We start from the raw sequence: 26267 nt of genomic DNA, 5'->3' as shown, positions 1-26267 counted from the left end.
GGGTGAATGCACAACATTTCTGGGCATGGGAGGAAGAGCGATGGAACACAAACGCATTCTAGTCGTTGTGGCGCACCCCGATGACGAAACCCTGGGCTGTGGAGCCACTCTGCGTCGGTTTACGTCCGAGGGCAGCGAGGCCAGGGTCCTAGTTCTCTCTGAAGGACTCACCGCCAGAGATCCGGATGCTCCCTCCGAGACCAGGAAAGAGTTGCAGGACAACTGCCGCAGGGCTTGCGAGCGCCTTGGCGCACCTGGGCCGGTGCTTTGCGGGCTGCCCGACAACCGCCTGGACACCGTGCCCCTGCTGGCCCTGGTGCAGACCGTCGAGGCTCAGGTGGAGGCCTTTGACCCGCAACTCATCCTGACGCACCACATCGGAGATTTGAATCTGGACCACGCCCTGACCCACCGGGCCGTGCTCACTGCCACGCGCCCCATGTCCGGCAGGGGAGTGGCGGAACTCTGGGCCTTTGAAACCCCCTCCTCCACTGAATGGGCCTTTGGCACTGCCCAGCCCTTCACCCCGAACGTCTTCGTGGACGTTGCGCAGACCCTGGACGACAAGCTCGCGGCCATGTCCTGCTACGATACCGAGGCCAGGGAGTATCCGCATCCGCGCTCAGCCAGAGCCCTGCGCGCCCGTGCCGAGTCCTGGGGGAGCGTGTCCGGGCTTGAGGCTGCGGAAGCCTTCATGCTGGTGCGGCGGTTGCTTGGACAAAGCAAGGGCTAAGTCAAAGCCCTTCTGGCCCTGCTCGATATTGCTCCCCCAAGGTCTCGATCGCCCTCCTGCCGACGGTCTCGGCCCCTGGCCGACGAAGTCGTGGTGGCGTGTCCGGTCGGCCACCTGACGCCGACTGTCCATTCGGTGAGTGAATGTTGTCTTGCTTTTGCCCCACAATTTTTGCACGATCACCGCAAATTGCTCCGCGAGAAGACGTGGTCGCCCCTCCGGTTCTCCAGCGGGACCCCAGAGCCGGGAGAAAGCCAGGGAGCGCTTGTTCAGGGGTTAGCGCGAAATATGCATGTGATGCGTTGACCACACTTGGCGGGGAAAATTCTTCTCATGTCAATGCACGTTCTCACCACCCGAGGGACTCAGAATGTTTAATGACAAAGTGATTTTGATTACTGGGGGAACCGGTTCTTTCGGCAAGGCCTGCACCCAGGCCCTGCTTACCCAGTACAAGCCGCGAAAAGTCATTGTCTTCAGCCGGGATGAGTTCAAGCAGTTTGAGATGGCCAAGCGCTTCTCCACGGAGAAACATCCGAACTTGCGCTATTTTCTGGGGGACGTGCGCGACAAGGATCGCTTGCACCGCGCCTTTAATGGGGTGGATTACGTGATCCACGCGGCGGCGATCAAGCAGGTGCCCGCAGCGGAGTACAATCCCATCGAGGCCGTGCGGACCAACATCATGGGCGCGGCCAATGTCATTGAGGCCGCCACCGACCAGGGCGTGAAACGGGTCGTGGCCTTGAGCACGGACAAGGCCGTGTCGCCGGTGAACCTTTACGGCGCCACCAAACTCTGCTCGGACAAGCTCATGGTCGCGGGCAATGTCTATTCCTCGGACACGCGTTTTTCTGTGGTCCGCTACGGCAACGTCATGGGGAGCCGGGGCAGCGTCATCCCTCTGTTCCTCAGCCGCCGGGAAACTGGCGTGCTGCCGGTGACGGACCCGGACATGACGCGTTTTTGGATCACGCTGGAGGACTCCGTGGCCTTTGTGCTGAAAGCCTTTGCGCGCATGGGCGGGGGGGAGATCTTTGTGCCGAAATTGCCCAGCACCCGCATCGGCGATCTGGTCAAGGCCATCGCGCCGGAGTGCGAGATGCGGATCATCGGGGTGCGGCCTGGAGAGAAAATTCATGAGGCCCTCATCATGAGTGATGAGAACCGGAACACCCTGGAATGTGACGACTGTTACATGGTGCTCTCCCCCTTCTCCACTTGGCGCAGCCCGGACGCCTCTCCCCCCGGAGCTCCGGTATCCCTTGACTTTGAGTACAATTCCAAGACGAATCCCTGGGTCCTCAGCGTGGAGGAATTGCGCGAGGCCATCGCCAACCTTGATCCTGAAGGGTTGTAGGCGGCGCTGCACGGCTGTTGCGCACGGGAGTCCGAGTTGGCGTCACGCGGAGGAGTATTACGGTGGACAAGCCCCTGCCCGGCAAGATGATCCCCTACGCCCGCCACGATGTTGACGAGCGTGACATCGAGGCCGTGGCCCAGGTCCTGCGCTCCGGCTGGCTGACCACAGGCCCCGCTGTGGCGCAGTTCGAGCGCGCTGTGGGCGACCGAGTGGGCTCGGCGGAGGCTGTGGCCGTCAGCAGCGGCACCGCTGCCCTGCACTGCGCCTTGAGCGCCTTGAATCTTGGCCCCGGCGACGAGGTCATCGTTCCGCCCCTGACCTTTGTGGCCACGGCCAGCACCGTTCTCCACGCCGGTGGCGTCCCGGTGTTTGCGGATGTGCTACCTGGCACCCTGCTTCTTGACCCGGCCTGCGTGGAGCGCGCCCTGACGCCCGCCACCAGGGCCGTCATCACCGTGGATTACGCCGGACAGCCCAGCCACTACGACCAACTGCGCGAGCTCACCCGCGCGTGCGGCATCATGCTGCTGGCTGATGCCTGCCACGCTCTTGGGGCCGAGGACGCGGGCCGCAAGGTCGGTTCGCTTGCGGACATCACCCTGTTCAGCTTTCATCCGGCCAAGCACATCACCAGCGGCGAAGGCGGCATGGCTACATTGCATGATCCTGATCTGGCGGCTGTCATGCGCCGCTTCCGCAACCACGGCATCGATGCGGATCTGCACAACCGGGCCGAGGCCAAGACCTGGCGCTACGCCGTCACGGACCTCGGACTGAACTACCGCCTGACAGACTTCCAGTGCGCCCTTGGGTTGTCGCAGCTTTCGCGGCTGGATGAATTTCTGGCGGACCGGCGCGAAGTGGCGCTCGCCTACGACAAGGCCTTTGCCGGGCATTCCCTGGTACGCCCCCTGGAGGTCCGCCCGGAGACGCTGCACGCCTATCACCTCTATGTGGTGCGCGTGGATTTCGCCGCAGCGGGGTTAGACAAGGAAACCGTCTACCGGCGGTTGCTGGATGCTGGCATCGGTGTGAACGTGCACTACGTGCCCGTCCACCTGCACCCCTACTACCGCCAGCGTTTCAAGACCTCGGAGGGGCTGTGCCCCGTGGCCGAGCGCGCTTATGAGGACATTTTTTCCCTGCCCATGTTCCCGGGGTTGTCCACGGCGGACGTGGCCCGGGTGGTGGAACAGCTGGACAGGGCGCTCATGCCGTGAGGCCTGGCCGGCCCGCCGCGGGGGGGGGCTGGTCGATTCCCCGTGGCGCAGAGGAGTGGACGACTCATGGAACTGCTCAACGTTGGCTGCGGAGACAACGCCCGCGAGGGCTGGGTCAACCTTGACCTGAACCCTGGCGCCGCCGGGGTGCTGGCCTGCGACGTCAGCCAGGGCCTGCCCTTTGACTCGGCCGTGTTCGACGCGGTGTATTGCTCCCACGTGCTGGAACACCTGCCCAAGGCCGAGGCCCCGGCCCTGGTGGCGGAATGCTTGCGCGTTCTTAGGCCCGGCGGCATCGCCCGGTTCGTGGTGCCGGACCTGGAGGCCATCGTGCGGCTGTACCTGCGGAGCCTGGACAGGGCCCTCCTGGGCGACGCCCAGGCCGAGGCCGAGTACGATTGGATGATGTTGGAGCTATTTGACCAGACCGTGCGCGAGGTCTCCGGTGGGCAGATGCGCAAGCACTGGGAGCAGGTGCCCCTGCCTGCGGAATCCTTCGTGGTGGAGCGCGTGGGCGGAGAGCTCACCGGTTTTTTTGGAGCGTTTGCGCCGGGGCGAGATTCCGCCACAGCCTCCCGCGCCTCCGGGCAGCACACGCGACGAGTCCGACCTGCTGGCCATCGGCCGCTTCCGCCGCGGCGGCGAGGTGCACCACTGGATGTACGACCGCCTGAGCCTGGGGCGGCTGCTCGGCGCGGCGGGTTTTGCCGGGGTATGCGTGTGCGCGGCGCACGAGTCGGCCATACCGGACTTTGCCCGCCACCACCTGGATGTGACGCTGGATGGGCGCGTGCGCAAGCCAGACTCCCTGTTCATGGAGGGGGTGCGACCCCTGGCGGGGCAGCCATGAGACGTCCGGCAGCTGGTATGAATATTGCTGCCGTTTGAAGGCAGAAGGTTCCTGATACCTGTCAACGAAGTAGTGCAAGGAACATATGGACACGAACAGCCCGAGACCCGTCCGCCACTATGTCAGCGTCTGCTCCCAGGCCTACGTGGCGCACCTGCTGGCCCAGCAGTCGGCCCTGCGCGCTCTGGAGCCCGCGGGGGGGGGCTGCCACGTGCTGTGCATGGACAGCGTGATCCTGGGCATCTTGAACAAGTTGGCCCTGCCGGGCGTTCGGCCCACGCTTGTGGACGATTTCGAGGACGCGCCGCTTTTGGCCTGCAAGGCCGGGCGCACCCAGGCCGAATACTGCTGGACCGCAAAGCCCCGGTTCCTGCTCCACGTGTTGGCTCAGAACCCCGACGTGGCCGAGGCCGTGTACTTGGACGCGGATTTGTTCCCCTTCGCCGACCTGGACCCGCTGTGGGCGCAACTGGCCGAGGCGGAAGTGCTGCTTTTTCCCCACCGCTTTCCGGAGCGGCTCATGTATCTGGAGCCCATCGCCGGTCGCTACAACGCGGGCATGGTGGGCGTGCGCAACACCTCGGCCGCCCGGGAGGCCCTGGCCTGGTGGGCCGAACGCTGCCTGGAATGGTGCTTCTACCAGCCCGAGGACGGCAAGTTGGGCGACCAGAAGTACCTGGAGCATTTCCCCGAGCGGTTCAGCGGCGTGGCGGACTGCCAGGACGAGGGCATCGACGTGGCGCCCTGGAACATCGATCGCTACGCCCCCGTGGAACGCGGCGGCGCGGTCTGGCTTGCAGGCCGGGTGCCCTTGCGCCTCTATCATTTTCACCAGTATACGTTGCTTGGGGGAGGAGGCTACCGCGCGGTTTCCGATCCCGTTTACACAATCACTCCCGAAGTGCGCCGTTTGATTTACGGCCCCTTTACGGCAGCCTTGACCAGCGCCCTGGCGCTGATCCGCGAGGTTGCCCCGGAGTTCACCCAGGTCTCCTAGGAGAGCGATGCAACGGTTAGCAAGCGCCCTTTCGGGCGCAAGAATTCTCGTCACAGGGGCCGATGGCTTCGTGGGCGCCAACCTGATCAAGGCCCTGCTGGACGGCGGTGTTGGTGTGGACGCGTTGGTCAGCGGTGGCGGACCGCTCAAACGCCTGGGATCCTTTATGGGTCGCCCGGGGCTGAACATCGTTACCTGGGACCTTATGCAGAATCCCATGAGCCTAGTGGAGGACAAGGGCTACGACCTGGTGTTCCATCTGGCGGCCGTCATGCCCGGGCGTCCTGAGGCCAACGATCCGCGCGCCATCACCGCGGTGAACGTCACCGCCACGCTGGAGCTGGCCCAGGCCCTGTCCAGGCGCGGTGGGCTCATGGTCTTCGCCAGCTCCTTCTCCGAGTACTCCAGCAAGCCCGACCCCATTTCCGAGGAGACCCTGCCCCTGCCCACCAACCTTTACGGCTGGACCAAGGCGGCTGCAGTGCTGGGCCTTCGCTCCATGAACATCCCCAACGCTTGGACCGTGGCTCGGCTGTTCGGCATCTTCGGTCCCTTCGAGGCCCCGCAGCGGCTGCTGCCATACGTCTACGGCCAGCTCACCCAGGGCCGTGAGGCCCGGCTCACCAGCGGCGAGCAGGTGCGCGATTTCCTGTTCGTCGAGGACGCAGTGGAGGCGGTATTGGCCACAGCCTTGCGCGCCCAGGCCAGGGGGCGCGACTTCAACATCGGCACGGGCATCGGTCTGCGGGTGCGCGACGTGGTGACCATGGCCGGGGAGCAGCTGGGCCGTCCGGAGCTGCTGCGCTTCGGGGCCGTGGGCAGCATTTCCGCCGCGCCGGATTACGCCGTGGCCGACAACCGCCGGGTCACCAGCGAGCTTGATTGGCATCCCCGTGTGGACGCACGCGAGGGCGTGGAACGGACCCTGGCCTGGCTGGCCGGGGCCAACGTCAGAACTTAGGGGCGCCCGGTGTTCGACGCTTATGCCAGATATTACGACGCCTTCTACCAGGGCAAGGACTATGCCTCCGAGGCAGCCTTCGTCCTCTCGCGCCTTGCCGCCCACGGCCGCGAGCCGGTTTCGCTCCTCGATCTTGGCTGCGGCACGGGCAGGCATTGCCTGGAGTTTGCGGCCCGGGGCGCCGAGGTCGTGGGGGTCGACATCTCGTCGCGCATGATCGCCGAAGCCTCGGCCCGCAAACCCGCTGGTCAGGCGGTGCGGTTCCGCCTGGGCGATGCGCGCAACGTGCGCCTGGAGCGTCGCTTCGATGCCGTGGTGTCCCTGTTCCATGTCGTGAGCTACCAAACAACAAATCAAGACCTCTCCCAGGTATTTGCCACCGCTGCGGAGCACCTGGAGGCCGGCGGACTGTTCCTGTTCGATTTCTGGCACGGCGCGGGCGTGTTGAGCGACCCGCCCACCCGGCGCGAGCGCTCCCTGAGATACCAGGGCGCGGCCATCGAACGCATCGCCACGCCGGAGGTGGACGCCGGCGCCAACGTGGTCAGCGTACGCTACGCCATAACGGTGGAGGACGAGGCCAGCGGCCAGTCGGAATGCTTTGAGGAGCTGCACCGCATGCGCTACCTGTTCTGGCCCGAAATCATGGCCCTGGCGGAGGCCGTCGGCTTCGAGCCTCTGGAGTGCCGTCCCTGGATGCGGGACCGCGACCTGGGGCTGAACGACTGGTATGCCTACGCCCTGCTGCGGAGGCGGCCATGAGCCCCGCCGCCAGGTCTCCCTTCCGCCGTGTCGGGCTGGTGCTGGCCCACCCCTGGGCGCGCATCTCCACCGCGCCGCAGATGACGGCCCAGTATCTTGCCTCGCAAGGCTACGAGGTGGACGTGTTTGTGGATCAGAATGCGGACATGGAGGGTATGGGCATCAACCTGCCCGAGATGCCCCACCCTCGCGCGTTGCTGCGCGTGTGCCCCCAGGGCGGCGAGGCTCCCCCCGCGACCCTGGACGACGGCACGCCCCTGCCCAGGGAGCACTGGCGCTTTGTGGAGCGTTACGGAGCGGAGGAAAACCGCTACGACTGGCTCATCGGTTTCGATCCCGGCGGTTTGACCCGCGCGGCGGCCTTGGCCGAGCGTTGGCGCATCCCCTTCGTCTACCATTCGCTTGAGATCGACGACGCGGACCACCCGAACAAGCCTCTGGAGCGTCGCCTGACCGCCGCCGCGCTGTTCAGCCTCAGCCAGGACCGGCTGCGCGCGGACCTGCTGGCGCGGCTGAACCAGGTGGACCCGGCGAGCGTGCATGTCTCCATCAACAGCACCATCGGCCCGGTGCTGCCGGAGCACAAACGCTATTTTCACGAGCGCTTTCCCATCGGGAACCGGCGCGTGGTGCTGGCCATCGGCACTCTGCTGCCCTTCGGCGGCATCCGGGGCTTCATCGAAACCAAGCCCCTGTGGCCCGAGGAATATGCCCTGGTTTTCCACGGCTGGCTACCGGACCCGGACTTCAAGCGTTACGTGGAAGACGCCGTGCGTGGCAACGACAGCATGTTCCTGTCCACGGGCATTGTGGCGTTGGACGAAAAGTTCGATCTGTTCCAGTCTGCGGACGTGGGCCTGGTATTCTTCGAGCCGAGCGACGTGAACCATGCCAATGCCGGGGCCTCGGCGGGGAAGTTTTTCGACTTCATGCGCTGCGGGGTGCCCTGCGTGGGTGACGACAAGCCCGGCATGCGCGAACTGCTCACGGACCAGAAGCTTGGCGTGGCCATCAAGGACTATGCCCAGTTGCCAGGCGCCCTGGCCAATATTTCCGCGCGCCGTGACGAATTGCGCGAGCGCTGCCTGGAGCTGTTCCCGTCCTTCGAATTCTCGCGCGTCTATGAACCGATTCTGGCCATGACCGAGGCGCGCGTCTTCGGCGCGGTCATGAGTGGAGCAGCGGCATGATCGAGCACATCGTCAGCAACGGGACCATCCTCGCCATCCACATCCGCCCCGAACCGGGACCCGAGGGCATCCGCTTCTTCACGCCTGATGACAGCGCCCTGCAGTGTGGCGAGATCATCCGGCCAGCAGGTTTCGTCATCCCCTCCCATGCCCACGCTCCGCTTGAACGGCGCGTCAGCGTCACCCAGGAGGTGCTCGTCTTCCACAGGGGCCGGGTGTGTGCTGACTTTTTCGACGAGGACGGCGCCAAGGTGTGCAGCCGGGAAATGCTGCCCGGCGACGTGCTCTGCCTGGTAAGCGGAGGCCACGGGTTCACCATGCTGGAGGCCGCGCACATCTTTGAAGTCAAGCAGGGGCCGTACCTGGGCGAACACGAGAAGCGCCGCTTCGAACCGGCGGAAGGGGAGGGTGAAGGTGGCTGAGAGCTTCATCCCCGTCAGCACGCCGAGGCTTGACGGCAACGAGAAGCGCTACCTGGCTGAGTGCATCGACACGGGCTGGATCTCCTCGGAGGGGCCCTTTGTGCGCCGCTTCGAGGAAGGTTTCGCCCGGAGCGTTGACCGCGCCAGCGGCGTGGCCGTCTGCAACGGCACAGCCGCCCTGGAGGTGGCCGTGCAGGCCCTAGGCCTCGGGCCGGGCGACGAGGTCATCCTGCCGTCCTTCACCATCATTTCCTGCGTCGGGGCCATCCTGCGCGCCGGGGCCACGCCAGTGGCGGCCGAGAGCGACCCGCGCACCTGGAACATGGACGTCACGAGCCTTGAGGCGCTGGTGACCGACCGCACCCGGGCCATCATGGTGGTGCATACCTACGGGCTGCCCGTGGACATGGACCCGGTGCTCGACCTGGCGCGGCGGCGCGGGCTTTTCATCATCGAGGACGCGGCCGAGGCCCATGGCCTGACCTACAAGGGGCGTCCCTGCGGCAGCTTCGGCGACATGAGCTGCTTCAGCTTCTACCCGAACAAGCTCATCACCACGGGCGAGGGCGGCATGGTGCTGGCGGACGACCCGACCCTGGCAGAGCGCGCCCGCAGCCTGCGCAACCTCTGCTTCCAGCCGCAGCAGCGCTTCGTGCATGAGGAACTGGGCTCCAACTTCCGCATGACCAACCTCCAGGCGGCGGTGGGCTTGGCCCAGCTCGAGCGCCGGGAGGAATTTCTGGCGCAAAAGCGGGCCGTGGGCGCCAGATACCAAGAGTTGCTGGCGGGTTTGCCCGGAGTGCGCCTGCCGGTGGCAAAAACAGATACGGCCGAGAACGCCTATTGGGTGTTCGGCCTGGTTCTGGAGCCGGAGCACCCGCTGGACGCGCCTGCGGCCATGGCCGGGCTGGCGGAGCGGGGCATCGGCACGCGCCCGTTCTTCTTCCCCATGCACGAGCAGCCGGTGCTGCGCCGCCTGGGGCTCTTTGCCGGACAAAACCTGCCCGTGGCGGAGATGCTCGCCCGGCGCGGCTTCTACATTCCGTGCAGCGTGGGGCTGGGCGAGGCGGAACTTCAGCGCGTGGCCGAGGCCTGCCGCGCCGTGCTGGGCGGCTGATGCCCGTGGGGCCGGAACAGTGGGGGGGCACATGCGCATAGGATTCTTGTACGACCCGGCCAACGACTGGCTCGCGCAGCACTTCCCGCGGGAGGCCTTTGCCGGGCGTTTCGCCGGGCGCTACAGCTTTGAGGAACATCGAGACCCGGACCGGGTGGAGGGCTGCGCGGTGGTGTTTCTGCTGGGCTGCACCCGGCTGGTGCCGCAGAGCTTTTTGCAGCGCAACGGGTTGACGCTTGTGGTGCATGAGAGCGCTCTGCCCGAGGGGCGGGGCTTTGCTCCGGTGCAGTGGCAAGTGCTGGAGGGCCGGTCGGAGATTCCGCTCTGTCTTATCGAGGCCGTGCCCGAGGCCGACGCCGGGGACATCCTGGCCACGGGCGTTCTGCGTCTGGATGGCAGTGAGCTTTATGATGAGATGCGCGCCAAGCAGGCGGCGGCCACCTTCGAGCTTGTGCAGGGTTTTCTGGAGCGTTATCCGGAGTTGCAGCGCATCCCCCAGGCCGGTGAACCGAGCAGGTATGCCCGGCGCACCCCAGCGGATTCGGAGCTGTGCGTGGACAAGACCCTGCGCGAGCAGTTCAACCTGCTGCGCATCGGCAACAATGAGGCCTGGCCATCCTTTTTCGTGCTGAACGGCCACAAGTACATCCTGACCATCAGGAAAGCCAAATGACGGACCGCATTACAACGGGGGCATCACAATGAAGAGAATCCTTCTGCTGAATGCGCCCGGACCGGAATTCCTGAAATTCGAGGAGAGCCACATCCCGCTGGCGCCCCTGTATATCGCTTCGTCGCTGCGGCAGCACGGCTACGAGGTGCGCTACATCGACGTCCACAATGAGGAAATCCTCATGGAGCGGGCCGGCACGGCCTTTGATCTCGAGGCCTATTTCACCGGTTCCCTGAGCGAGAGGCTCAGCGCCTGGGCGCCAGATTTCGTCTGCATGTTCGTGCACTTCAGCGGCCGTTTCCGGCCCGCGGTGAAGCTGGCCACGCTTCTCAAGGCAGCCATGCCTGGCCTGCCCATCATCACCGGCGGCATCCACCCCACCATGTTCGCGGTGGACATCATGCAGGACATGTCCTGCTTCGACTACATCATGAAGGGCGAGGCCGAGGCCTCCCTGGTGGAATTCTTTGCAGCCTACTTTGAGGGCAAGGGCAGCTTCGCCGACGTGGATGGACTGGTCTACCGTGACGCTTCCGGCCAGGTGGTCGGGAACAAGAAGGCGAAGTTCATCGAGGATCTGGACGCGCTGCCCTTCCCCGCCTACGATATGGTGAACGTGAAGGATTACAGCTACGACACGTCCAAGTGGCAGAACCCGCGCAACCTCGACTTCGACATGACATACCACCTCATCACTTCGCGCTCGTGCCCCATCGGCTGCGTGTTCTGCTCGCTGTTCATGGTCCACGGCAACCGCTTCCGCCCGCGCTCGCCCAAGAACACGGTGGACGAAATCGAACACCTCTACCGCGACTACGGGCAGAGCTACTTTTCCATCATGGACGACAATTTCACCATGAACAAACGGCGCGCTGTGGAGATCGCCAACGAAATCGTGCGCCGCAACCTCGTCATCCAGTTCGACATGCCCCACGGGATGTTTCTGGAGACCGTGGACGAGGAACTGGTGGATGCTCTCGTCCGGGCTGGCTGGATCAGGGCCTCCGTGGCAGTGGAAACCGGTTCGGACGCGCTTCGCCGGACCATGGGCAAGAAGCTGACCTCGGAGCAGATTTACCGCGCCTTTGATATTTTCAAGAAGTATGAACACCTGCGCATCAACGGCTGCTTTGTGCTGGGCATGCCCCAGGAAACGCGCGAAACCTTGGGCGAGACCTTTGAGATGATTAAGCGCCTGGAGCTCAAGAACTTGGCGTTGCATGTGGCCACGCCATTTCCGGGCACGCCGCTGTATGACTACTGCGTGGCGCACAACTGCTTCTCGCGCAAGGTTCCGCAGGACAAGCTCTACTACTGCGAGGACTTCTACTGGTACTCAAAGACGCCGCTCATCAAGCCCTTCGCCCTGGAGGTGGAGGATATCATCGAGTTCCGCACCATGGTCTACAGCTACGTCCATAGTCAGGACAAGGGTCGTATCGCCTACCGCGACTAGGTGCTCCGGGGACGCAGCAAGGGCGGCAACGCCGAAGGAATGGGAGCAAGCCAATGTCTCAGCAGGACGAGATCAAGAACAGTTACCTCGGCAGTGACATGCCGAACTCCTTTGACTGCTACGAACGGGCCGAGGCTGCGCTGGCCGGGCCGTCCACTTTCAGCAAGGGGCCGGGGCAGTTCGCCTACGGCATCACGCCCTTCAGCCTGGACCACGGCCAGGGGCCGCTGGTCTGGGACGTGGATGGGCATAGCTACATCGACTACATCCTGGGACTTGGGTCCAATATCCTGGGCTATGGCGACGGGGCCTTTCTTGCGAGCGTCCAGGCCCAGCTGGTCAAGGGCATCGCCTTCTCGCTGACTACCGGCCTGGAGATAGAGGTGGCCGAGCTTTTGCGCGAGTATATCCCCTGCGCGGAGCTGGTGCGCTTCGGTAAGAACGGCAGTGATGTCACCTCTGCGGCTGTGCGGCTGGCGCGCTATGTCACTGGTCGGGATGTGATCTTGTTCTGCGGCTATCACGGTTGGCAGAATTGGTATGCGGCCAAGACTTCCATGTCCGGGGGCATTCCGGAATGCGAAAAGGCCAACTCGGTGCGTTTCGCCTTCAACGACCTGCCCGCCCTGGAGGAGCAGTTCGCCCTGCACCACGGCCAGGTGGCCTGTGTGATAATGGAGGCCATCTACAAGGTGGACCCGGGGGCGGAATACCTGCGAGCGGTCAAGAAACTATGCGCCAAGAACGGCTGCCTACTGATTTTCGACGAAGTCATCACCGGCTTCCGCTGCCCCAGCGGCAGCGTACAGAAGATGCATGGCGTCACCCCGGACCTGGCCTGCTTCAGCAAGGCTCTGGGCAACGGGTTCCCCGTATCCGCCCTGGTCGGGCGGCGGGAGATAATGCGTTCCTGCGAGAAGATTTATTTCACCCTGACCAACGCGGGCGAGGCCGTGAGCCTGGCGGCCGCCCGGCATGTGCTCCAGCGCTACCTGGCCGAGGACTGCCCCGGGCGCATCTCGGCCGTGGGCGCCCGGCTCTATGAGGGCGTTCAGAAGATACTTGCGGAGAGCAACGTGGCCTTTGCGGAGGTGCAGGGCTTTGCCTGGCGCAATGTTTTGGCCTTCCGGGGGCAGGGCGAGGTCGAGGCCAATGTCTACCGAACCCTGTGGATGCAGGAAACTGCCCGGCGCGGTGTGCTCAACGGCGGATACCATTTCTTGTCCCTGGCCCACGACGAGCAAACCGTGGCCAGGACGCTCTCCATCTACAAGGAGGTCTTTGATCTCCTTGCGGGTGTCTCGTCGATGGAGGACGCGCGTCAGCTGCTCAAGTGCCCACTGTCGGCGTTGGCCGCGCGGGACGTGTGAACCAGCGAGTCAACGCGGGCCATGTACCAGAAGTCCGTACGGGAGGATCAATGAAGATCAAAAGAGCCCTGTTCGTCAGTCTGCCGACGTTCCATCCCGAGGACTACGACTACGCTTTCGCTAAGCGCCGTGCCATCCCTCTTTACCCTCCCATCGCTCCGGCCCTGCTGGCGGCGAGCACGCGGCAGCTCTTTTCCGCAGAACTTGAAAACAGGATATTCGATTACGACTTCGAGGTCGTGAAGGGGCTGCTGGCATCGCGGCAGAAACTCGGACCCATCGAGGATCTGCTCGTGCCGGTGCTGCAAGAGTTTAAGCCGGACGTGGTGAACATCAGCTTCAATTTCGGCCTGTCCACGGAGCATGTGCTGGGCATCACGGAGAAGATCCGCGCCGTCATGCCCGACGTCGTCATCTGCGCCGGGGGCAACCACGCCACTTTGTACTACGAGGACATCATGCGCTACGTGAAGCGCATTGACTACATCGTGCGCTACGAGGGCGACCGTACCATGGCGGAGTTCTACGAGCATCTTGAGGGAGCTCGCTTGCTCAGCGATGTTTCCGGCCTGTGCTACCGCGATGGCGAGGCCATCGTGTGCAACGAGTATGCAGCCTATCCCACGGACCTGGACACTTTGCCTCTCCCGGCCTGGGAGCTCACGTCCTTCGACACCTATCATACCTTCGGGCGCATTGGCTCAGTGTTCAACTACGGCGATCCGAACCTGCCGACCTACACCATGTATACCTCGCGCGGGTGCGGCGGGAACTGCAAGTTCTGCACGTCCAAGGCCTTCAACGGCGCCAAGGTGCGCTTCCGCAGCGCCGATTCCATGCTGGCGGAGATCGAGGAGGCCTACCACCGTTACGGCATCAAGCAGTTTGAGATCCTGGACGATGACTTCACCTACAACCGTGCCCGCGTCATTGAGTTCGCGGAGAAGCTGGCCGCTCGCAAGTACGACATCAAGTGGAACCTGCTGAACGGCATCCGGCTCATCACCCTGGACGACGAGGTGGTGGGGAAGATGATCGACTCGGGCCTCCGGCTCATCAGCGTGGGCATTGAGGCTTGCCACCCGGAGATCATGCGCAAGATCCGCAAGCAGCTGACCGTGGAAATACTCTACGAGAAGATGGCCCTGCTGAACCGGTACCCGGAGCTCTACGTCAAGGGCAACTTCATCTTCGGCTTCCCCTACGAGACCTGGGAGCACATTGAGGAAACAGCGCGGGTGGCCAGGGAGCTGACCCTTGACTGGTACATCTTCTCCATCTTCACCCCGCTGCCGAACACGCCGCTGTTCAAGGAGATCCAGGAGCGCATTCCAGACTTCAGCTCCAAGTACCTGCTCAACGAGTTCAAGCTCGACGTGTATGAGATGTCCGGAACCCAACGCAAACATTACGACTACCTCAAGGAGCTGAGCGGCATCACCCTGCATGAGATGACAGCCTACATCACCCAGCGCAATCTGGAGCTGAACTTCGTTCGCAACAAGAACCTGCAGGGCCGTGATGTGGCCCGCGCAGTGCGCGACTTCGAGGGCGTGGTGACCTTCATCAAGCCCGACCACGCCATCGCGCACTACTGCCTGGCGCAAGGCTACGCGAGCCTTGACCAGGCGGAAAAGAGCCGGGAACACGCGGACGCTTTCCGGCGCATCTGCGCGGAGGACGCCACTTGGCTGGCCTCGGCCCGGGAATTGGGGCTCACGGTCTGAGCCGGGCCAGGATGGAGAGGGGCATGCGCGTCTGTCTGCGTTGCGACGCCGGGCCGGGCTACGGCTTTGGCCACCTCATGCGTTGCGTGGCGTTGGCCCAGGCCTTGCGCCGCTGGGGTGAGCCGCCAGCCACCTTCCTGGTGCGTCGGCTGGGCGTTGAGGAAGTCTACGCACGCCTCGTGACGGCGGACGGCTTCGTCCTCCAGTTCCTGGGTGACGACGAGCCTGGGCTTTCTTTTGATCCGAGCCGCTTCGTGACACCAGCACTGCCGGGCCTGTTCGTGTACGACAACTACGATGTGACACCGGAGCAGATGGATACTTTTGCCCAGGCTGGTTTTTACGTGGCCGCAATCGACGACCTCGCGGACAGGCGCTTCAACGTCCGCCTTGTGTTGAATCAGAATCTCGGCGCCGCAGGGTTGGTCTACAATGCGCCGGGCGCGGTCTTGCTGTTGGGGCCTCGCTTCGCCCTGTTGCGCGAGGCGTATCTGAAGCCCCGGTCTGGAGGATGTCTGGAGCAGGCTCCCCGTCTGTTTATGAGTTTCGGTGGGGGCGATGTGTTCGAGAGGGTGCGGCGACTGGTGGAGATGTTCCCCCGTTTGGATCCGGCCCTGCCCTGCCCGGTTGCGGTCGATCTGGCCCTGCCGGACGATCCGGCCCAGACCGCCCGGTATCGCGAGGCCGTGGCGGGCTGCGTGAACTTTCGGTTCCGCTTCGTGGTGGGAAAGCTAGACTTGGCCGAGGTGATGTCCAGCGCCAGCGTGGCCCTCACCGCTGGGGGCAGCAGCGTGTTCGAGCTGGCCATGCTGGGGGTGGCGCAGCTGGTGGTCATCATCGACGCCAACCAGCGCGTGACTGCCGAGCGTGTGGAGACCGCCGGGCTGGGCCACCTGCTGGGCGAGGCTGCGGACATCGGTTTCGAAGAATTCTCCGCCGCCCTGCTGCGCCTGCTGGTTGACGCCCCCGTTCGTCGGGCCATGGCCGCAAGGGCGCGCGCGCTCATGGACGGCCAGGGTGCGAACCGCGCCGCCGCCGTGCTCTGCGCCATCTGGCGGGGCGAAGACTGGACGCAACACGCGCAAGGAGATGATGATGGATATTCGCGCATTTCGTGAGGGCGACGAGGAGGGGATTCTGGCCCTGGACCGCGCGGTGGAGGAGCATCCCTGGAACCGGCGTGACTTGGCCAACTGGCGCTGGAAGTATCGGGGCGGCAATCCCGCCGGTGACGCCATCATGTACGTGGCTGAGCACGAAGGGCGGATAGTGGCCCACTTCGCTGGGCTGCCCATGCGCTATGTCGTGGGCGGCGAGCCTGCGCGGGGTTCGCATTCGTTGGCCATGATGGTCCTGCCCCAGTGGCAAAACCGGGGGCTCATCAAATTCGTGGCGGACAAGGTGCTGGCCGACATCTCCGCGGCTGGCTGGGCCTTCACCTACGGCTATCCCAACCAGAACGCCCACGCCCTGCACACCCGGCTCCTGGGATACGAGGACGTGGGCATGCAGCGGCTTTGGCAGCGATCTCTGGATGGCCAGGAGATGGACTTGTCAATCATGTCTGCGTCCGCCACGCCGGGACTCGATTTCCGCGCCTTGTCCGTCTTCGGCCCCGAGGCCGACGCCCTGTTCGCCCGCGTGCTGTCGGCCAAGGATGGTCCGGCCCCGGGAGCCGTGGTGGTGCGCGACGCGGCCTTCCTCAACTGGCGCTACATGGCCAGGCCGGACGTGCGTTACCTTGCCCATGGCGTGTTCCGGGGAGAGGAGCTGGCGGGCTACTGCGTGCTCAAGCTCTACAGATGGGAAGACACCCTGTTCGGCCATTTCGTGGACCTCTTCGCCGTGCCTGGGGACGTCGAGGCCGGACGTCTGCTGCTCGGCGGCGGCCTGCGCGAGCTGCATGGCCACGGGTGCGGCTTGGTCAATCTGTGGATGCAGGGTTCGTTGTTTTTTCAGAACCTCTTGCGTGAGCATGGCTTCGCGGAGGTGTCCAGCCGCCCGCTCATCTGCCGCTTTGGCAAGACCAGCGAGCGTCTGCGCCCCAGCTTGACGCCCGAGAAATGGTACTTCACTATGGGCGACACCCTGGAAATCTACTAGGAGAACAGCCGATGCGGATGCGCCTGGAGCACGTGGGCATTGTGGTGAAGGACGTCGACGCGGCCCGTGCGTACTACGCGGACCTCTATGGCTGCGTGCCGTTGACCCCGGTGGTTGACGAGCCCGCCCATGAGGTGCGGGTACAGCTGTTGGACGCCGGACATGGGTCTATGCCAAGCATTGAACTGGTGGAGCCTGTGGGCGAGACCTCCCGGGTGGCGGCGTTCCTGAAGAAGACCGGAGGTGGCCTGCACCACTTGGCCTACGCCGTGGCCGACCTGGACGCAGCCTTGACGCACCTCAAGTCCAAGGGGGCTATGCCCCTGGGGGCGCCGGTTCCCGGGGCCGCGCACAAGGTGCGCACCGCCTGGCTGTTCACACCGGGCCGCGAACTCATTGAACTCATCGAGTTGCCAGATGCGTAATGACGAGCAGGATGCCGGGCGCGGCGGCTGGCAAGACGGCGACCTGCGCCACATGGCGGAAGCCGTGGCCGCCTGCGCGACCATGGCCGAGGTCCTGGGCCAGACGGCTCGCGCCTTCCCCGCGCGGACCTTTCTTGTCTGCGGTGCGGAGCAGTACAGTTACGCGGCTTTCGACGTCTTGGTGAACCGCTGCTGCCGCTACCTGGAGAGCCTGGGCGTCCAGCCGGGGGACGTTGTCTCGGCGGTGTTGCGCAACTCCGTGGACTACCTCCTTGTGTACTTCGCCTGCCTGCGGCGCGGCGCTGTGCTCAATCCCTTTCCCGCGCATTTGAACGCCGCGGAGGTGCTGGACAAAGCGGCTGTCCTTTCCCCCCGGGTGCTCTTCTGCCACAAGTCCCACGCCAGGGACCTGGCCGCCGCGCCGGTTCCGGTGGTGAACTTGGACGCCCTGGAGGGCGGGTTCGTGAACGCGCTGGCCGCCCATGCCGACGCTCCCTTCGCCACACCGTCCGTGGCTCCGGACTCCACGGCTGTGATGTATTATTCCTCCGGCACCACCGGCAGCCCCAAGATCATCGAATACACCCACGCCGCGCAGATCGCCGGGCAGGCGTCCATGCTCCGGGGGGGCTTCACCCGTCCGGGCGGGGTTCACCTGTGCGTTCTGCCTCTGGGCCACACTGCGGCTTTGCGCTACACCATCAAACCTTGCGTCTGCACTGGCTCCACCGTGGTACTGCACGAATCCTTTTGGAAGGTGCGCAACCATTTCTGGGAGGCGCTGGCCACGCACCGGGTGAATTTTGTTGAGGTGGTGCCCTCCATTCTCATCGCCATTTTAAACACCCCGTACCCGGATTTCCGACCGGAGCAGGCGGACTCCCTCGACTGCATCGGTTGCGGCTCGTCGACCTTGCCTGTGGGACTGCAGGACGCTTTCGAAGCCCGCTTCGGCGTGAAGGTAATCAACCTCTACGGCCTGTCTGAGACCGGGGGCACGCACTTCGATGATCCCCGGCGCCCTGGGCGCACCACGGGCAACATCGGCCGCCCCTTTGACGTGGTGGACGCCAAGGTCTTTGCCGACAACGGCGAGGAGGCGGCGCCGGGCGAGGTGGGGCAGATCGGCGTGCGCGGGCCAACGCTGCTCAAAACCTATCACGGAGCGCCGGAAATGTTCGCAGCCTGCTTCCGGAAAGGCTATTTCATGACCGGAGACCTCGGCTTTGTGGATGCGGACGGGCTTTGGCACTATGCGGACAGGCTCAAGGACCTCATCATCAAGGGCGGGGTGAACCTCGTGCCCTCGCAGATAGACGAGGTGCTTTACACCCATCCTGCGGTGGAGGAAGTGGCCACCCTGGGCAAGCCGGACCCGTTGTGGGGCGAGGTTGTGAAGTGTTTTGTGGTGCTGAAGCAGGGGCGCGCGGCGGACGCAGCGGAGCTGATTGCCCTGTGCCGCGAGCGGCTGGGCGACTTCAAGGCCCCGTCGCAGATCGAATTCGTGGAGAGCCTGCCCAAGGGCCCCTCCGGCAAGATTTTGAAGCGTCAGTTGCGCGAGCAGGAGCTCCTGAGCGCCGTGCGCCAGGGGTGAAGGAGGCGGGGCGTGGGCAAGTCGGGCAGGGTGCTGATCTTCGGCGCGGGCGCCATTGGCAGGGGCTACCTCGGGCCGTTGCTCGCGCGCCAAGGCTTTGAGGTCCACTTCGTGGACGTGGCCCCTGGCCTGGTGGAGCAGTTGCGCGGGCGCAGCTCCTATCTGGCGACCATCACCGGCGCGCAGGGCTATGAGCGCCTGGAGGTGCCCCTGGGTGGGGCGCATCTGCTGAGCGAGGCGCCGGACGCGGCGGACTTCGACCTAGTCTTCTGCTGCGTGGGGCCGAACAACTGCTTTGACCTGGCCGAGCGCTTCAAATCGGCCCGGGCGGTCATCTGTTGCGAGAATGACTCCTCGCTGGTGTTGCGGCTGCGCGAGCTGTCCGGCAACGAGCGCATCTATTTCGGCATCCCCGACGTCATCACCTCGAACACCGCGCCGGAAGAGCTTCTGCGCGAGGATCCACTCATGACCGTAAGCGAGCGGGGTCATCTGGTGCTGGAGGCCGGAGACTACGACCTGCCAGCAGAGATCAGCCAGGTGAGCGCCGAGGAGTTGCACATGCACTGGATGTGCAAGTTCTTCATCCACAACGCGCCACATGCCGTCACCGCGTATCTGGGCTGGCTCAGGCGTTGCGTCTACATTCACGAGGCCATGGCCGATCCGGACATTGCTCGGGTGGTAACGGGGTCGATCCAGGAGATTTCGGCCGGGGTGGTCCGGGCTGGCTACGCCACCCGGGAGTTTGCCAGCATGTACATGCACAAGGAGCTGGGGCGGTTCCGCAACCCGCTGCTCTTCGACCCCATCCGCAGGGTGGCCCGGCAGCCCATCCGCAAGTTGGATAAGGACAACCGGCTGGTGCTGGGCTTGCGCCTAGCCCTGTTCGATGGACCGCTGCCCGAGTTCACGGCCATGGGCGTGAAGGCGGCCCTGGAATACGACGAGCCCAAGGACGAGGAAGCCGTGTATCTCAAAACCTTGCGCCAGAGCATCGGCGACCGCGAGGTTCTGCGCCAAGTTGCCGGCATTCCCGCCTTTGACCCATTGGGGCAGTATATCATCGACCGCGACATCTCCACATTCTTCTAGGGGGAGGCCATGCTCGACAAGTATCTCGAAGTCGCTATCCGGGCCGTTCGCAAGAGCGGCGTGGTGCTCACCGAATATCATGACAAGCTCCACGATTTCAGGATGAAGAACTCGAACCTGCGCGACCTCGTCACCGAGGTGGACATCCTCTCGGAGAAGAGCATCAAGAAGGTCATCTGGGAGAGTTTTCCCAACCATTCCATCGTGGCCGAGGAAGGGGCGGCGGACCAGCGCGACCCGGCCCTGGTCTGGCACGTGGACCCCCTGGACGGCACGGTGAACTACAGCCAGGGCATTCCCCTGTGCGCTGTGTCCGTGGGGCTGGAGGAAAACGGCCGGATGCAGGCCTGCGCCATCTACAACCCCTTTGCCGAGGAGCTGTTCTTCGCCACGCGTGGCCGGGGAAGTTTCCTGAACGGCGCCCCCATCCACGTGTCCGGCAAGGACAGTTTCCAGAACGGGCTCTACGTGGGCGCGTTTTCGTCCTCGGCCTCAGCCAACCGCGACAGTGAGTACATGGCCTTTGGAGCGGTGAACAACCGTTCGCGTGGGGCCTTGCGCATCGGCTCGGCGGCCGTGGCCCTGGCCTATCTGGCTTGCGGGCGCATTGACGGCTTCTGGGCCAGGGGACTCTTCTCCTGGGATCTCGCGGCGGGCATACTGCTGGTGCAGGAGGCGGGCGGGCAGGTCGGCGGAGCGGGCGGGCAGGACTTTACCTTTGACCAACCGCTGCTCATCGCCTCCAACGGCGGTGTGCATGCCGATCTGCGTGGCATCCTGGCCGAGAACTTGACCTAGTTGGTCGGCCGGATAGGCTGGTCGGCTAGGCCGCGGGGCCAGCCGGGGCGCAGGGGTACAGTGAGAGCACTTCGGAGGGCAGGCCTAGTTCCCTGATGCGCTGGCAGATTTCGCGTGCGTACATGGACGCCACCACGATGAGTTCCGGCGGGTCGGCCTGGGCCTGGGCCGGAGAGATCACTGGCACGTCGAGTTCTAGGTATTCCAGCTCTATTTTAGCTGGGTCGGAGTCGATGATCATGTCGATGGCTTCTGGAGGCACGCCGTACAGGCGCATGGCCGCAGAGCCGAAGCTCCCCGCGCCCCAGAGGGCCAAGCGACCCTTGCGTCGCAACACTGAGGAAGTGCTTTGACGTACCCGTTCCACGGTCTCCTCCAATTTCCGACCGAACCGCTGCGCGGCCGGGCCGAAGTTCGGCTCGTCGAGCGCCAGCGAGCCCATGGCGCTGGCCGCCAGGATTAGATTGGCCGGGGTGCGCTCGGAGTCGAGCACGCGAAGCCCCTCCTGGCTCATGACCTCGCCCAGGGATTGCGCGCTGAAGCCATGCAGGTGCTGCAGCGAGAACACCTCGGGCAGGCCGTTCTCCAGATGGTAGAGCACGTTGGGTGTTTCCAGAATCAGGCGGCCGCCCGGTCGCAGCAGTCGGATGAGTTCGCGTGTGAGGCTGGCCGGGTCGGGCACATGCTCGATGAAATGTCGTGCCAGGACCACGTCGAAGCGGGCCTCCTCGGCCAGGTAGTCGTCGCACCGGAAAAAGCGGCGGTCCACGGGCACGCCGTGCCGCCGGGCGATGTCCGCGCCTGGGCTGGGGTCGCAGCCGCGTACCGTGTAGCCTTCGCGGCCAAGGTGGTGCAGCACGTAGCCGTCGTGGCAGGCCACCTCCAACACGCTTTTCCCCGGCAGGGGGTGCCTCTCGGCATGAGCCCGGAACCATGCCAGGAAGGCGTCGTCGCGGCTGGGGCAGATGCCGCTTTCCAGAGCCGAGGGGTAGGTGTGGTGGCGGGAGTAGAGCTCGTCCAGCGTGTCCGCGTCCGGTCTGGAAGCGAGAAAGCAGTGTCGGCAAGCCTCGCAGGCCCGCACGTCGAATGCCATGCCGAGTTGGTCGGCAGTGAGGCTTTGCCGAATATCATCCTTGACCGCCTTGGGCAGGGGCGAGGTGAAGTACGGGAACCAGTCCCTGTGAAGCAGCAGCAACGTCCCGGACGATCCGCACAGGGGACAGGCCTTTGTGGCGGACGTGAGCATTGCTATGACACCCTCCTGGCCTGGGGCGGTTAGGCCAGCATGTCCCAGGCGATGATGGTTTCCGCCGGGATGTCGCAGGCAGCCTTGCGGCCCTCCACGAGCCTGAAGTCATTGGTGGGGATGCCGGTGCCGGGTCTGGCAAATTTGATGCTTTCCAGGATCACGGGCTGGCCTTTGGCGATGTCCACGCGGCTGACCACGCTGCGGCGGATCATGAGGCGCGAATCCATTTCGTTGGGGGAGATGACGCGGTGTCGGCTGCCTAGGGCTTCTTCGGTCTCACGCACGGCCTGGGCCATCAGGATCATGTCCTTGGGCTCCAGGGCGAAGGGGTGGTCCGGGCCGTGGAAGGTGCGGTCAAGGGTGATGTGCTTTTCGATCATGCAGGCGCCCAGGGCCACGGCGGCCACGGCGCAGGCGATGCCTGTCGTGTGGTCGGAGAAGCCGGCTGGAACGTTGAATGTTTCTGCCAGGGTTTCGATGTTGCGAAGGTTCGTCTCGGCAGGGCGCGGAGGGTAGCACGACACGCAGTGCAAGAGTGCCACCTCGTCCTGGCCCTCGGCCTCCAGCATGCGCATGGTCTCGTCGATCTCGCTCATGTAGGCCATGCCGGTGGACACTATCATGGGCTTTTTCAGCGGCGTGAGCTTCTTCAGCAGGTGGTGGTAGTGCAGGTCGATGGAGGCGATCTTGAGCACCGGCAGGCCGAACTGCTCAAGGAACAGGGCGTCCTCCAGCCTGTGGATGGCCGAGAAGGGTATGAGCCCGCTCGCTCGGGCGTATTCGAACATCTCTCCGAACCAGTCGCGCGGCATGAGTATCTTGTCGCGGGCCACCTCCCACCAGGGGCGCAGGCCGTACAGGTGATCAAGCTTCACATCCGCAGTGGTCACATGCGAGCTGAAGGCCTCTTTGGCGTCGTAGATCTGAAATTTTACGGCGTCGAACCCGGCCTCTGCGCAGGCGTCGATGAGGCCGCGCACCACGCCCTTGTCCAGGTTGTGGTTGGAGCCCACCTCGCCGATAAGGAAACACTTCTGGCCGCGTCCGACCAGCCTGTTCTCGATGGGGAATACGTGCTTCATGGCTTGCCCTTCTGCTCGACGAGCCTGACGACATCGCCGATGGTTTGAATGCCCATCACCACTTCGAAGTCCATCTCGATGTTGAACCGCATACCCACGGCCATGGTGAGGTTTAGGTGCGCCAGAGAGTCCCATCCTTCCACGTCCTCGGGCCCCCATTCCTCGCGGAATTCGCCCCCGGCCTGGGGAAAGACCTCGCGCAGGATGGCCGTAAGCGCGTCGTTAGCTTCTGGTGTCATTTCCATCTTCTGTGCCAGGCGCCGGGTAGTGGCGAGTGGCCGGGTAAAAAGTGATCAGGTCGAAGTCGCGTCCGGAGTATTGCAAGAGCTGCTCCAGAATCTCGGACTGGTACGTATAGGAGGAGACGATGAGGACGTCAAATTCGAACTCGGCCAGGCGGGCGGGCGCGGACACCATGAAGGGGCCTAGGCGCAGCCCGTGTTTTTTGGGGTCGTTGTCGAACACCGCGCACACGCGCGGCAGGTCCGCGGGCTCCATGAGCGAGAGCAGGCCGGTGGTGTGGCCGCTGGCCCCGAAGATGGCCAGCCGGGCGTTTTGCCCTCGCAGGCGGGCGAAGGTGGCGCGCACGTCATCCATTCGTGCGGCATGGCGCTCCAGCATGCTCGCCAGATCGATCTCGGCCAGGTTGACGTCGGCGTGGTCCGTTTTGGCTGGCGCCTTGCCGCATAGGACCCGCAGTACGTCGCCATCCTCCACGGCCAGAAGGCGCAGGCCGTGTCGTTCCAGAAGCCGCGCCAACGACTTGGTGGTGAAGTGCGAGACGTGCTCATGGTGCAGGGCGCCGATCTCCCCGAGAGCCAGGATGTGCCGGGCGTTTGGCACCTCCAGGGCCAGCAGGCCGGTGTCGATGAGCACGGCGCAGATCTGTTCCACCAGGGCGTGGGGGTCGGCCATGTGCTCCAACAGGTGCCTGACCACTACCAGGTCGAAGGTCTTCGCGGGGTAGCTGGAGGCGGCAAAAAACTCCTGGCGCGTATCGATGCCGAATCGCTCCCGGGCGATGGCGCTTGCCGGGTTGGGGTCGCAGCCGCGTACCTGCCAGCCCTTGGCCTGAAAGAGCGAAAGCAGGTAGCCGTCGAAGCTGCCGATTTCGAGCACGACGCCAGATTGGGGCAGGCTTGGGGCAAGAAAGGCCATGAAGTCGAGCATGGGCTGGGCGCCGATGCCCGAGAGGGCCGGGCAGGGCGCGGCGTATTGCTCCTGGGAGTACCAAATGTCCTGGATATCTGGCGGGAGGTTGTCCTCCTTCATTAGGTGCTGGCAGGTAGGGCACAGATGCAGCACAAGGTCGAAGGAGAGAGCAGCCTCGGGGCAGTCCGGCGGCAGCACGCCAAGAAAGAGGGGATACCCCTTGAGGCTCAGCGCGCCTTGTGTCGGGCCGTGGCAAACGTTGCAGAAGTGCATGGAGCGTACTATCCTTGCTTGTCGTTGTTGAGATTGCTTGTACCGCATGGGGCTTGCGCCCGTCCAGGCGAAACCGGGCATCCGTCCCGCGGCGTGGGCTCGGCGTCGCACAGGCCGAACCCCAGCCGCAATCCGTGGTCGGCGTTGCATGATTATTGCTTGTGACTATTCGACGCCTTTAGGCCTCCCTGGGCCCGGAACGTGTTCGCAAATATAGCCAGTGGAAGGAGCGTATGAGTCATGAATGTGCTGTTGATCAATATTTCCCTGCGCCCGAAGTCCAAGATCAAGCTCTTTCCCGTGGGCCTGGCGAGCATCGCCACGGCCATGCACCATGCGGGCATAGCCTTCGACCTATTGGACCTTGACGCCCACCGGCCCTCCGAGGCTGAGGTCGAGGCGGCAATCGCCGCCAGGCCCTATGACGTGGTCTGCATGGGCTGCGTGGTGACGGGATACCGACACGTGAAGCACCTGTGCGCGCTGGTGAAGCGCCTGCACCCCAGGGCCAGGATCGTTGTGGGCAATACAGTGGCCTCGTCCATCTCCGGGCATCTGCTGGCCAACACCCAGGCGGACTATCTGGTCATCTCCGAAGGAGACGAGACCATCGTGGAACTGCTGCACGCCCTGCGCGATGGCGGCGACCCGGCGCAGGTGAAGGGCCTGCGCTTCCTGCGCGACGGTAAGATGCTGTGCACCCCAGACAGGCCGCCCATTGAGGATCTCGACTCCCTGCCCTGGATCAAGCACGATCTGTTCGACATCGACCTGTACATTGGGAACACGCGCGACCAAGTGGACGAATCCATACCCATCCCCCGCGATGAGGCCAGAATGCTGTACATCAGCACCTCGCGCGGGTGCATCGCCAAATGCACGTTCTGCTACCACGCCTTCAAGAGCAAGCCCTACCGGGTGCGCTCCCCCAAGTCCATCGTGGCAGAGATTGAACACCTGGTGGACGTCTACGGGGCCAACCTCATCGCGTTTTCAGACGATCTGACGTTCTTCAACAAGGCCCAAACCCGTGCTTTTGTTGAGGCTGTACGTCAGTCAAGCCGGAAATTTTACTGGGAGGCCAACTGCCGGGCCACGCTCTTCGACATGGATGAGGACCAGGGCCTCATCGAGGACATGGTGGACGCCGGTTGCATGCGCGTGGGCTACTCGCTGGAGTCCAGTTCCCCGGAGATTCTGAAGGCCATGAACAAGAACATCACGCCCGAGGCCTTCACCCACCAGACCAGGCTGTTCAAGAAAGTTGGCATGCCAGTGTTCACCAGCCTGGTGTTCGGTTTCCCCCAGGAGACGCCGGAGACCATCGCCCGCACCTTTGACCTGTGCATCGAGAACCGCGTCTACCCGTCCATCGGCTACCTGCTGCCCCAGCCCGGCTCGGTGATGTACGACTACGCCCGGAACCACGGTTTCATCCCAGATGAGGAGGAATATCTTATGAACATCGGGGACAGGCAGGACCTTTACGTCAACATGACCAGCATGACCAACGAGGAATTTCAGCGCCACGTGCTCGAGGGGGCTAGGCGCTGCAACGAGGCCCTGGGCCTGGGGCTCGAAAAGACCCTCATCAAGACGCAATACTACCGCGCAAAGGTAACCCCTTCGCAGAGCGCGGCGGAGGTGAAGTAACG

General features: G+C 64.2%; 25 protein-coding genes and 1 pseudogene. 22 read left to right on the top strand and 4 right to left on the bottom strand.

The window, feature by feature from the left end:
• Positions 1-40 precede the first annotated feature (40 nt).
• The 21 genes and pseudogenes from RDU24_RS03090 (at position 41) to RDU24_RS02995 (ending at position 20856) form a co-directional block, all read left to right on the top strand.
• Positions 41-733, top strand: coding sequence for a PIG-L deacetylase family protein (locus RDU24_RS03090; protein ID WP_308734270.1), 693 nt, complete (start codon positions 41-43; stop codon positions 731-733).
• 370 nt (positions 734-1103) lie between these two features.
• Complete coding sequence (pseB, locus tag RDU24_RS03085; RefSeq protein WP_308734269.1) at positions 1104-2093, top strand: UDP-N-acetylglucosamine 4,6-dehydratase (inverting); 990 nt, start codon at positions 1104-1106, stop codon at positions 2091-2093.
• A 62-nt stretch (positions 2094-2155) separates the two neighbouring features.
• Complete coding sequence (locus RDU24_RS03080) at positions 2156-3316, top strand: DegT/DnrJ/EryC1/StrS family aminotransferase (RefSeq protein ID WP_308734268.1); 1161 nt, start codon at positions 2156-2158, stop codon at positions 3314-3316.
• Between the two features lie 66 nt (positions 3317-3382).
• Positions 3383-3604, top strand: a pseudogene (locus RDU24_RS15940) (class I SAM-dependent methyltransferase); the annotation flags it as partial.
• A gap of 247 nt (positions 3605-3851) precedes the next feature.
• Complete coding sequence (locus tag RDU24_RS03075) at positions 3852-4166, top strand: hypothetical protein (protein WP_308734267.1); 315 nt, start codon at positions 3852-3854, stop codon at positions 4164-4166.
• A gap of 85 nt (positions 4167-4251) precedes the next feature.
• Positions 4252-5163 carry a hypothetical protein gene (locus tag RDU24_RS03070; protein WP_308734266.1) on the top strand — a complete coding sequence of 304 codons (912 nt, stop codon included), beginning with the start codon at positions 4252-4254 and terminating at the stop codon, positions 5161-5163.
• 7 nt (positions 5164-5170) lie between these two features.
• Entirely contained in the window at positions 5171-6124 is a 954-nt protein-coding gene (locus RDU24_RS03065; RefSeq protein ID WP_308734265.1) for an NAD-dependent epimerase/dehydratase family protein, read from the top strand.
• 9 nt (positions 6125-6133) lie between these two features.
• The gene (locus RDU24_RS03060; protein ID WP_308734264.1) at positions 6134-6886 is read left to right on the top strand and encodes a class I SAM-dependent DNA methyltransferase; all 753 of its coding nucleotides are present in this window, start codon (positions 6134-6136) and stop codon (positions 6884-6886) included.
• A complete protein-coding gene (locus RDU24_RS03055) occupies positions 6883-8076 on the top strand; it encodes a glycosyltransferase (protein ID WP_308734263.1) in 1194 nt (397 codons plus the stop codon). The genes RDU24_RS03060 and RDU24_RS03055 overlap by 4 nt, the downstream gene beginning before the upstream one ends.
• Positions 8073-8498, top strand: coding sequence for a hypothetical protein (locus tag RDU24_RS03050; protein ID WP_308734262.1), 426 nt, complete (start codon positions 8073-8075; stop codon positions 8496-8498). The genes RDU24_RS03055 and RDU24_RS03050 overlap by 4 nt, the downstream gene beginning before the upstream one ends.
• Positions 8491-9615 carry a DegT/DnrJ/EryC1/StrS family aminotransferase gene (locus RDU24_RS03045; RefSeq protein WP_308734261.1) on the top strand — a complete coding sequence of 375 codons (1125 nt, stop codon included), beginning with the start codon at positions 8491-8493 and terminating at the stop codon, positions 9613-9615. Before RDU24_RS03050 ends, RDU24_RS03045 begins: the two co-directional genes overlap by 8 nt.
• Before the next feature lie 31 nt (positions 9616-9646).
• Positions 9647-10288: a formyltransferase family protein gene (locus RDU24_RS03040; RefSeq protein ID WP_308734260.1), complete on the top strand. Its 642-nt coding sequence runs from the start codon at positions 9647-9649 to the stop codon at positions 10286-10288.
• Positions 10289-10316: 28 nt separating this feature from the next.
• Positions 10317-11744: a B12-binding domain-containing radical SAM protein gene (locus RDU24_RS03035; RefSeq protein WP_308734259.1), complete on the top strand. Its 1428-nt coding sequence runs from the start codon at positions 10317-10319 to the stop codon at positions 11742-11744.
• Between the two features lie 53 nt (positions 11745-11797).
• Positions 11798-13114, top strand: a complete 1317-nt coding sequence (locus tag RDU24_RS03030; RefSeq protein WP_308734258.1) for an aminotransferase class III-fold pyridoxal phosphate-dependent enzyme — start codon at positions 11798-11800, stop codon at positions 13112-13114.
• 50 nt (positions 13115-13164) lie between these two features.
• Entirely contained in the window at positions 13165-14841 is a 1677-nt protein-coding gene (locus RDU24_RS03025) for a B12-binding domain-containing radical SAM protein (RefSeq protein WP_308734257.1), read from the top strand.
• A gap of 23 nt (positions 14842-14864) precedes the next feature.
• A complete protein-coding gene (locus RDU24_RS03020; RefSeq protein WP_308734256.1) occupies positions 14865-15959 on the top strand; it encodes a PseG/SpsG family protein in 1095 nt (364 codons plus the stop codon).
• On the top strand, positions 15937-16944 hold the full coding sequence (locus tag RDU24_RS03015) for a GNAT family N-acetyltransferase (RefSeq protein ID WP_308734255.1): 1008 nt from the start codon (positions 15937-15939) through the stop codon (positions 16942-16944). The genes RDU24_RS03020 and RDU24_RS03015 overlap by 23 nt, the downstream gene beginning before the upstream one ends.
• 11 nt (positions 16945-16955) lie before the next feature.
• Positions 16956-17369 (top strand): VOC family protein, encoded by a 414-nt coding sequence (locus RDU24_RS03010; protein WP_308734254.1) that lies wholly within the window; start codon positions 16956-16958, stop codon positions 17367-17369.
• Positions 17362-18963 (top strand): class I adenylate-forming enzyme family protein, encoded by a 1602-nt coding sequence (locus RDU24_RS03005; RefSeq protein ID WP_308734253.1) that lies wholly within the window; start codon positions 17362-17364, stop codon positions 18961-18963. The genes RDU24_RS03010 and RDU24_RS03005 overlap by 8 nt, the downstream gene beginning before the upstream one ends.
• 12 nt (positions 18964-18975) lie before the next feature.
• A complete protein-coding gene (locus tag RDU24_RS03000; protein ID WP_308734252.1) occupies positions 18976-20058 on the top strand; it encodes a hypothetical protein in 1083 nt (360 codons plus the stop codon).
• Positions 20059-20067: 9 nt separating this feature from the next.
• Positions 20068-20856 (top strand): inositol monophosphatase family protein, encoded by a 789-nt coding sequence (locus RDU24_RS02995; protein ID WP_308734251.1) that lies wholly within the window; start codon positions 20068-20070, stop codon positions 20854-20856.
• Positions 20857-20881: 25 nt separating this feature from the next.
• On the opposite strand, the gene RDU24_RS02990 is transcribed toward RDU24_RS02995, so the two are convergent.
• From RDU24_RS02990 to RDU24_RS02975, 4 genes are read right to left on the bottom strand one after another with little or no spacing between them, the layout of a single operon-like run.
• Entirely contained in the window at positions 20882-22102 is a 1221-nt protein-coding gene (locus tag RDU24_RS02990) for a class I SAM-dependent methyltransferase (RefSeq protein ID WP_308734250.1), read from the bottom strand.
• Between the two features lie 29 nt (positions 22103-22131).
• A complete protein-coding gene (locus RDU24_RS02985; RefSeq protein WP_308734249.1) occupies positions 22132-23187 on the bottom strand; it encodes an N-acetylneuraminate synthase family protein in 1056 nt (351 codons plus the stop codon).
• On the bottom strand, positions 23184-23426 hold the full coding sequence (locus tag RDU24_RS02980; protein ID WP_308734248.1) for an acyl carrier protein: 243 nt from the start codon (positions 23424-23426) through the stop codon (positions 23184-23186). The genes RDU24_RS02985 and RDU24_RS02980 overlap by 4 nt, the downstream gene beginning before the upstream one ends.
• Complete coding sequence (locus RDU24_RS02975) at positions 23410-24612, bottom strand: class I SAM-dependent methyltransferase (RefSeq protein ID WP_308734247.1); 1203 nt, start codon at positions 24610-24612, stop codon at positions 23410-23412. Before RDU24_RS02975 ends, RDU24_RS02980 begins: the two co-directional genes overlap by 17 nt.
• A gap of 240 nt (positions 24613-24852) precedes the next feature.
• On the opposite strand from RDU24_RS02975, the gene RDU24_RS02970 reads away from it, so the two are divergent.
• A complete protein-coding gene (locus RDU24_RS02970; RefSeq protein WP_308734246.1) occupies positions 24853-26265 on the top strand; it encodes a B12-binding domain-containing radical SAM protein in 1413 nt (470 codons plus the stop codon).
• Positions 26266-26267: the final 2 nt, after the last annotated feature.

Origin of the sequence: Humidesulfovibrio sp. (assembly GCF_031082295.1) — a bacterium.
Taxonomy (GTDB): Bacteria; Desulfobacterota; Desulfovibrionia; order Desulfovibrionales; family Desulfovibrionaceae; genus Humidesulfovibrio.
This window is presented reverse-complemented; position numbering and strand designations above follow the sequence as displayed.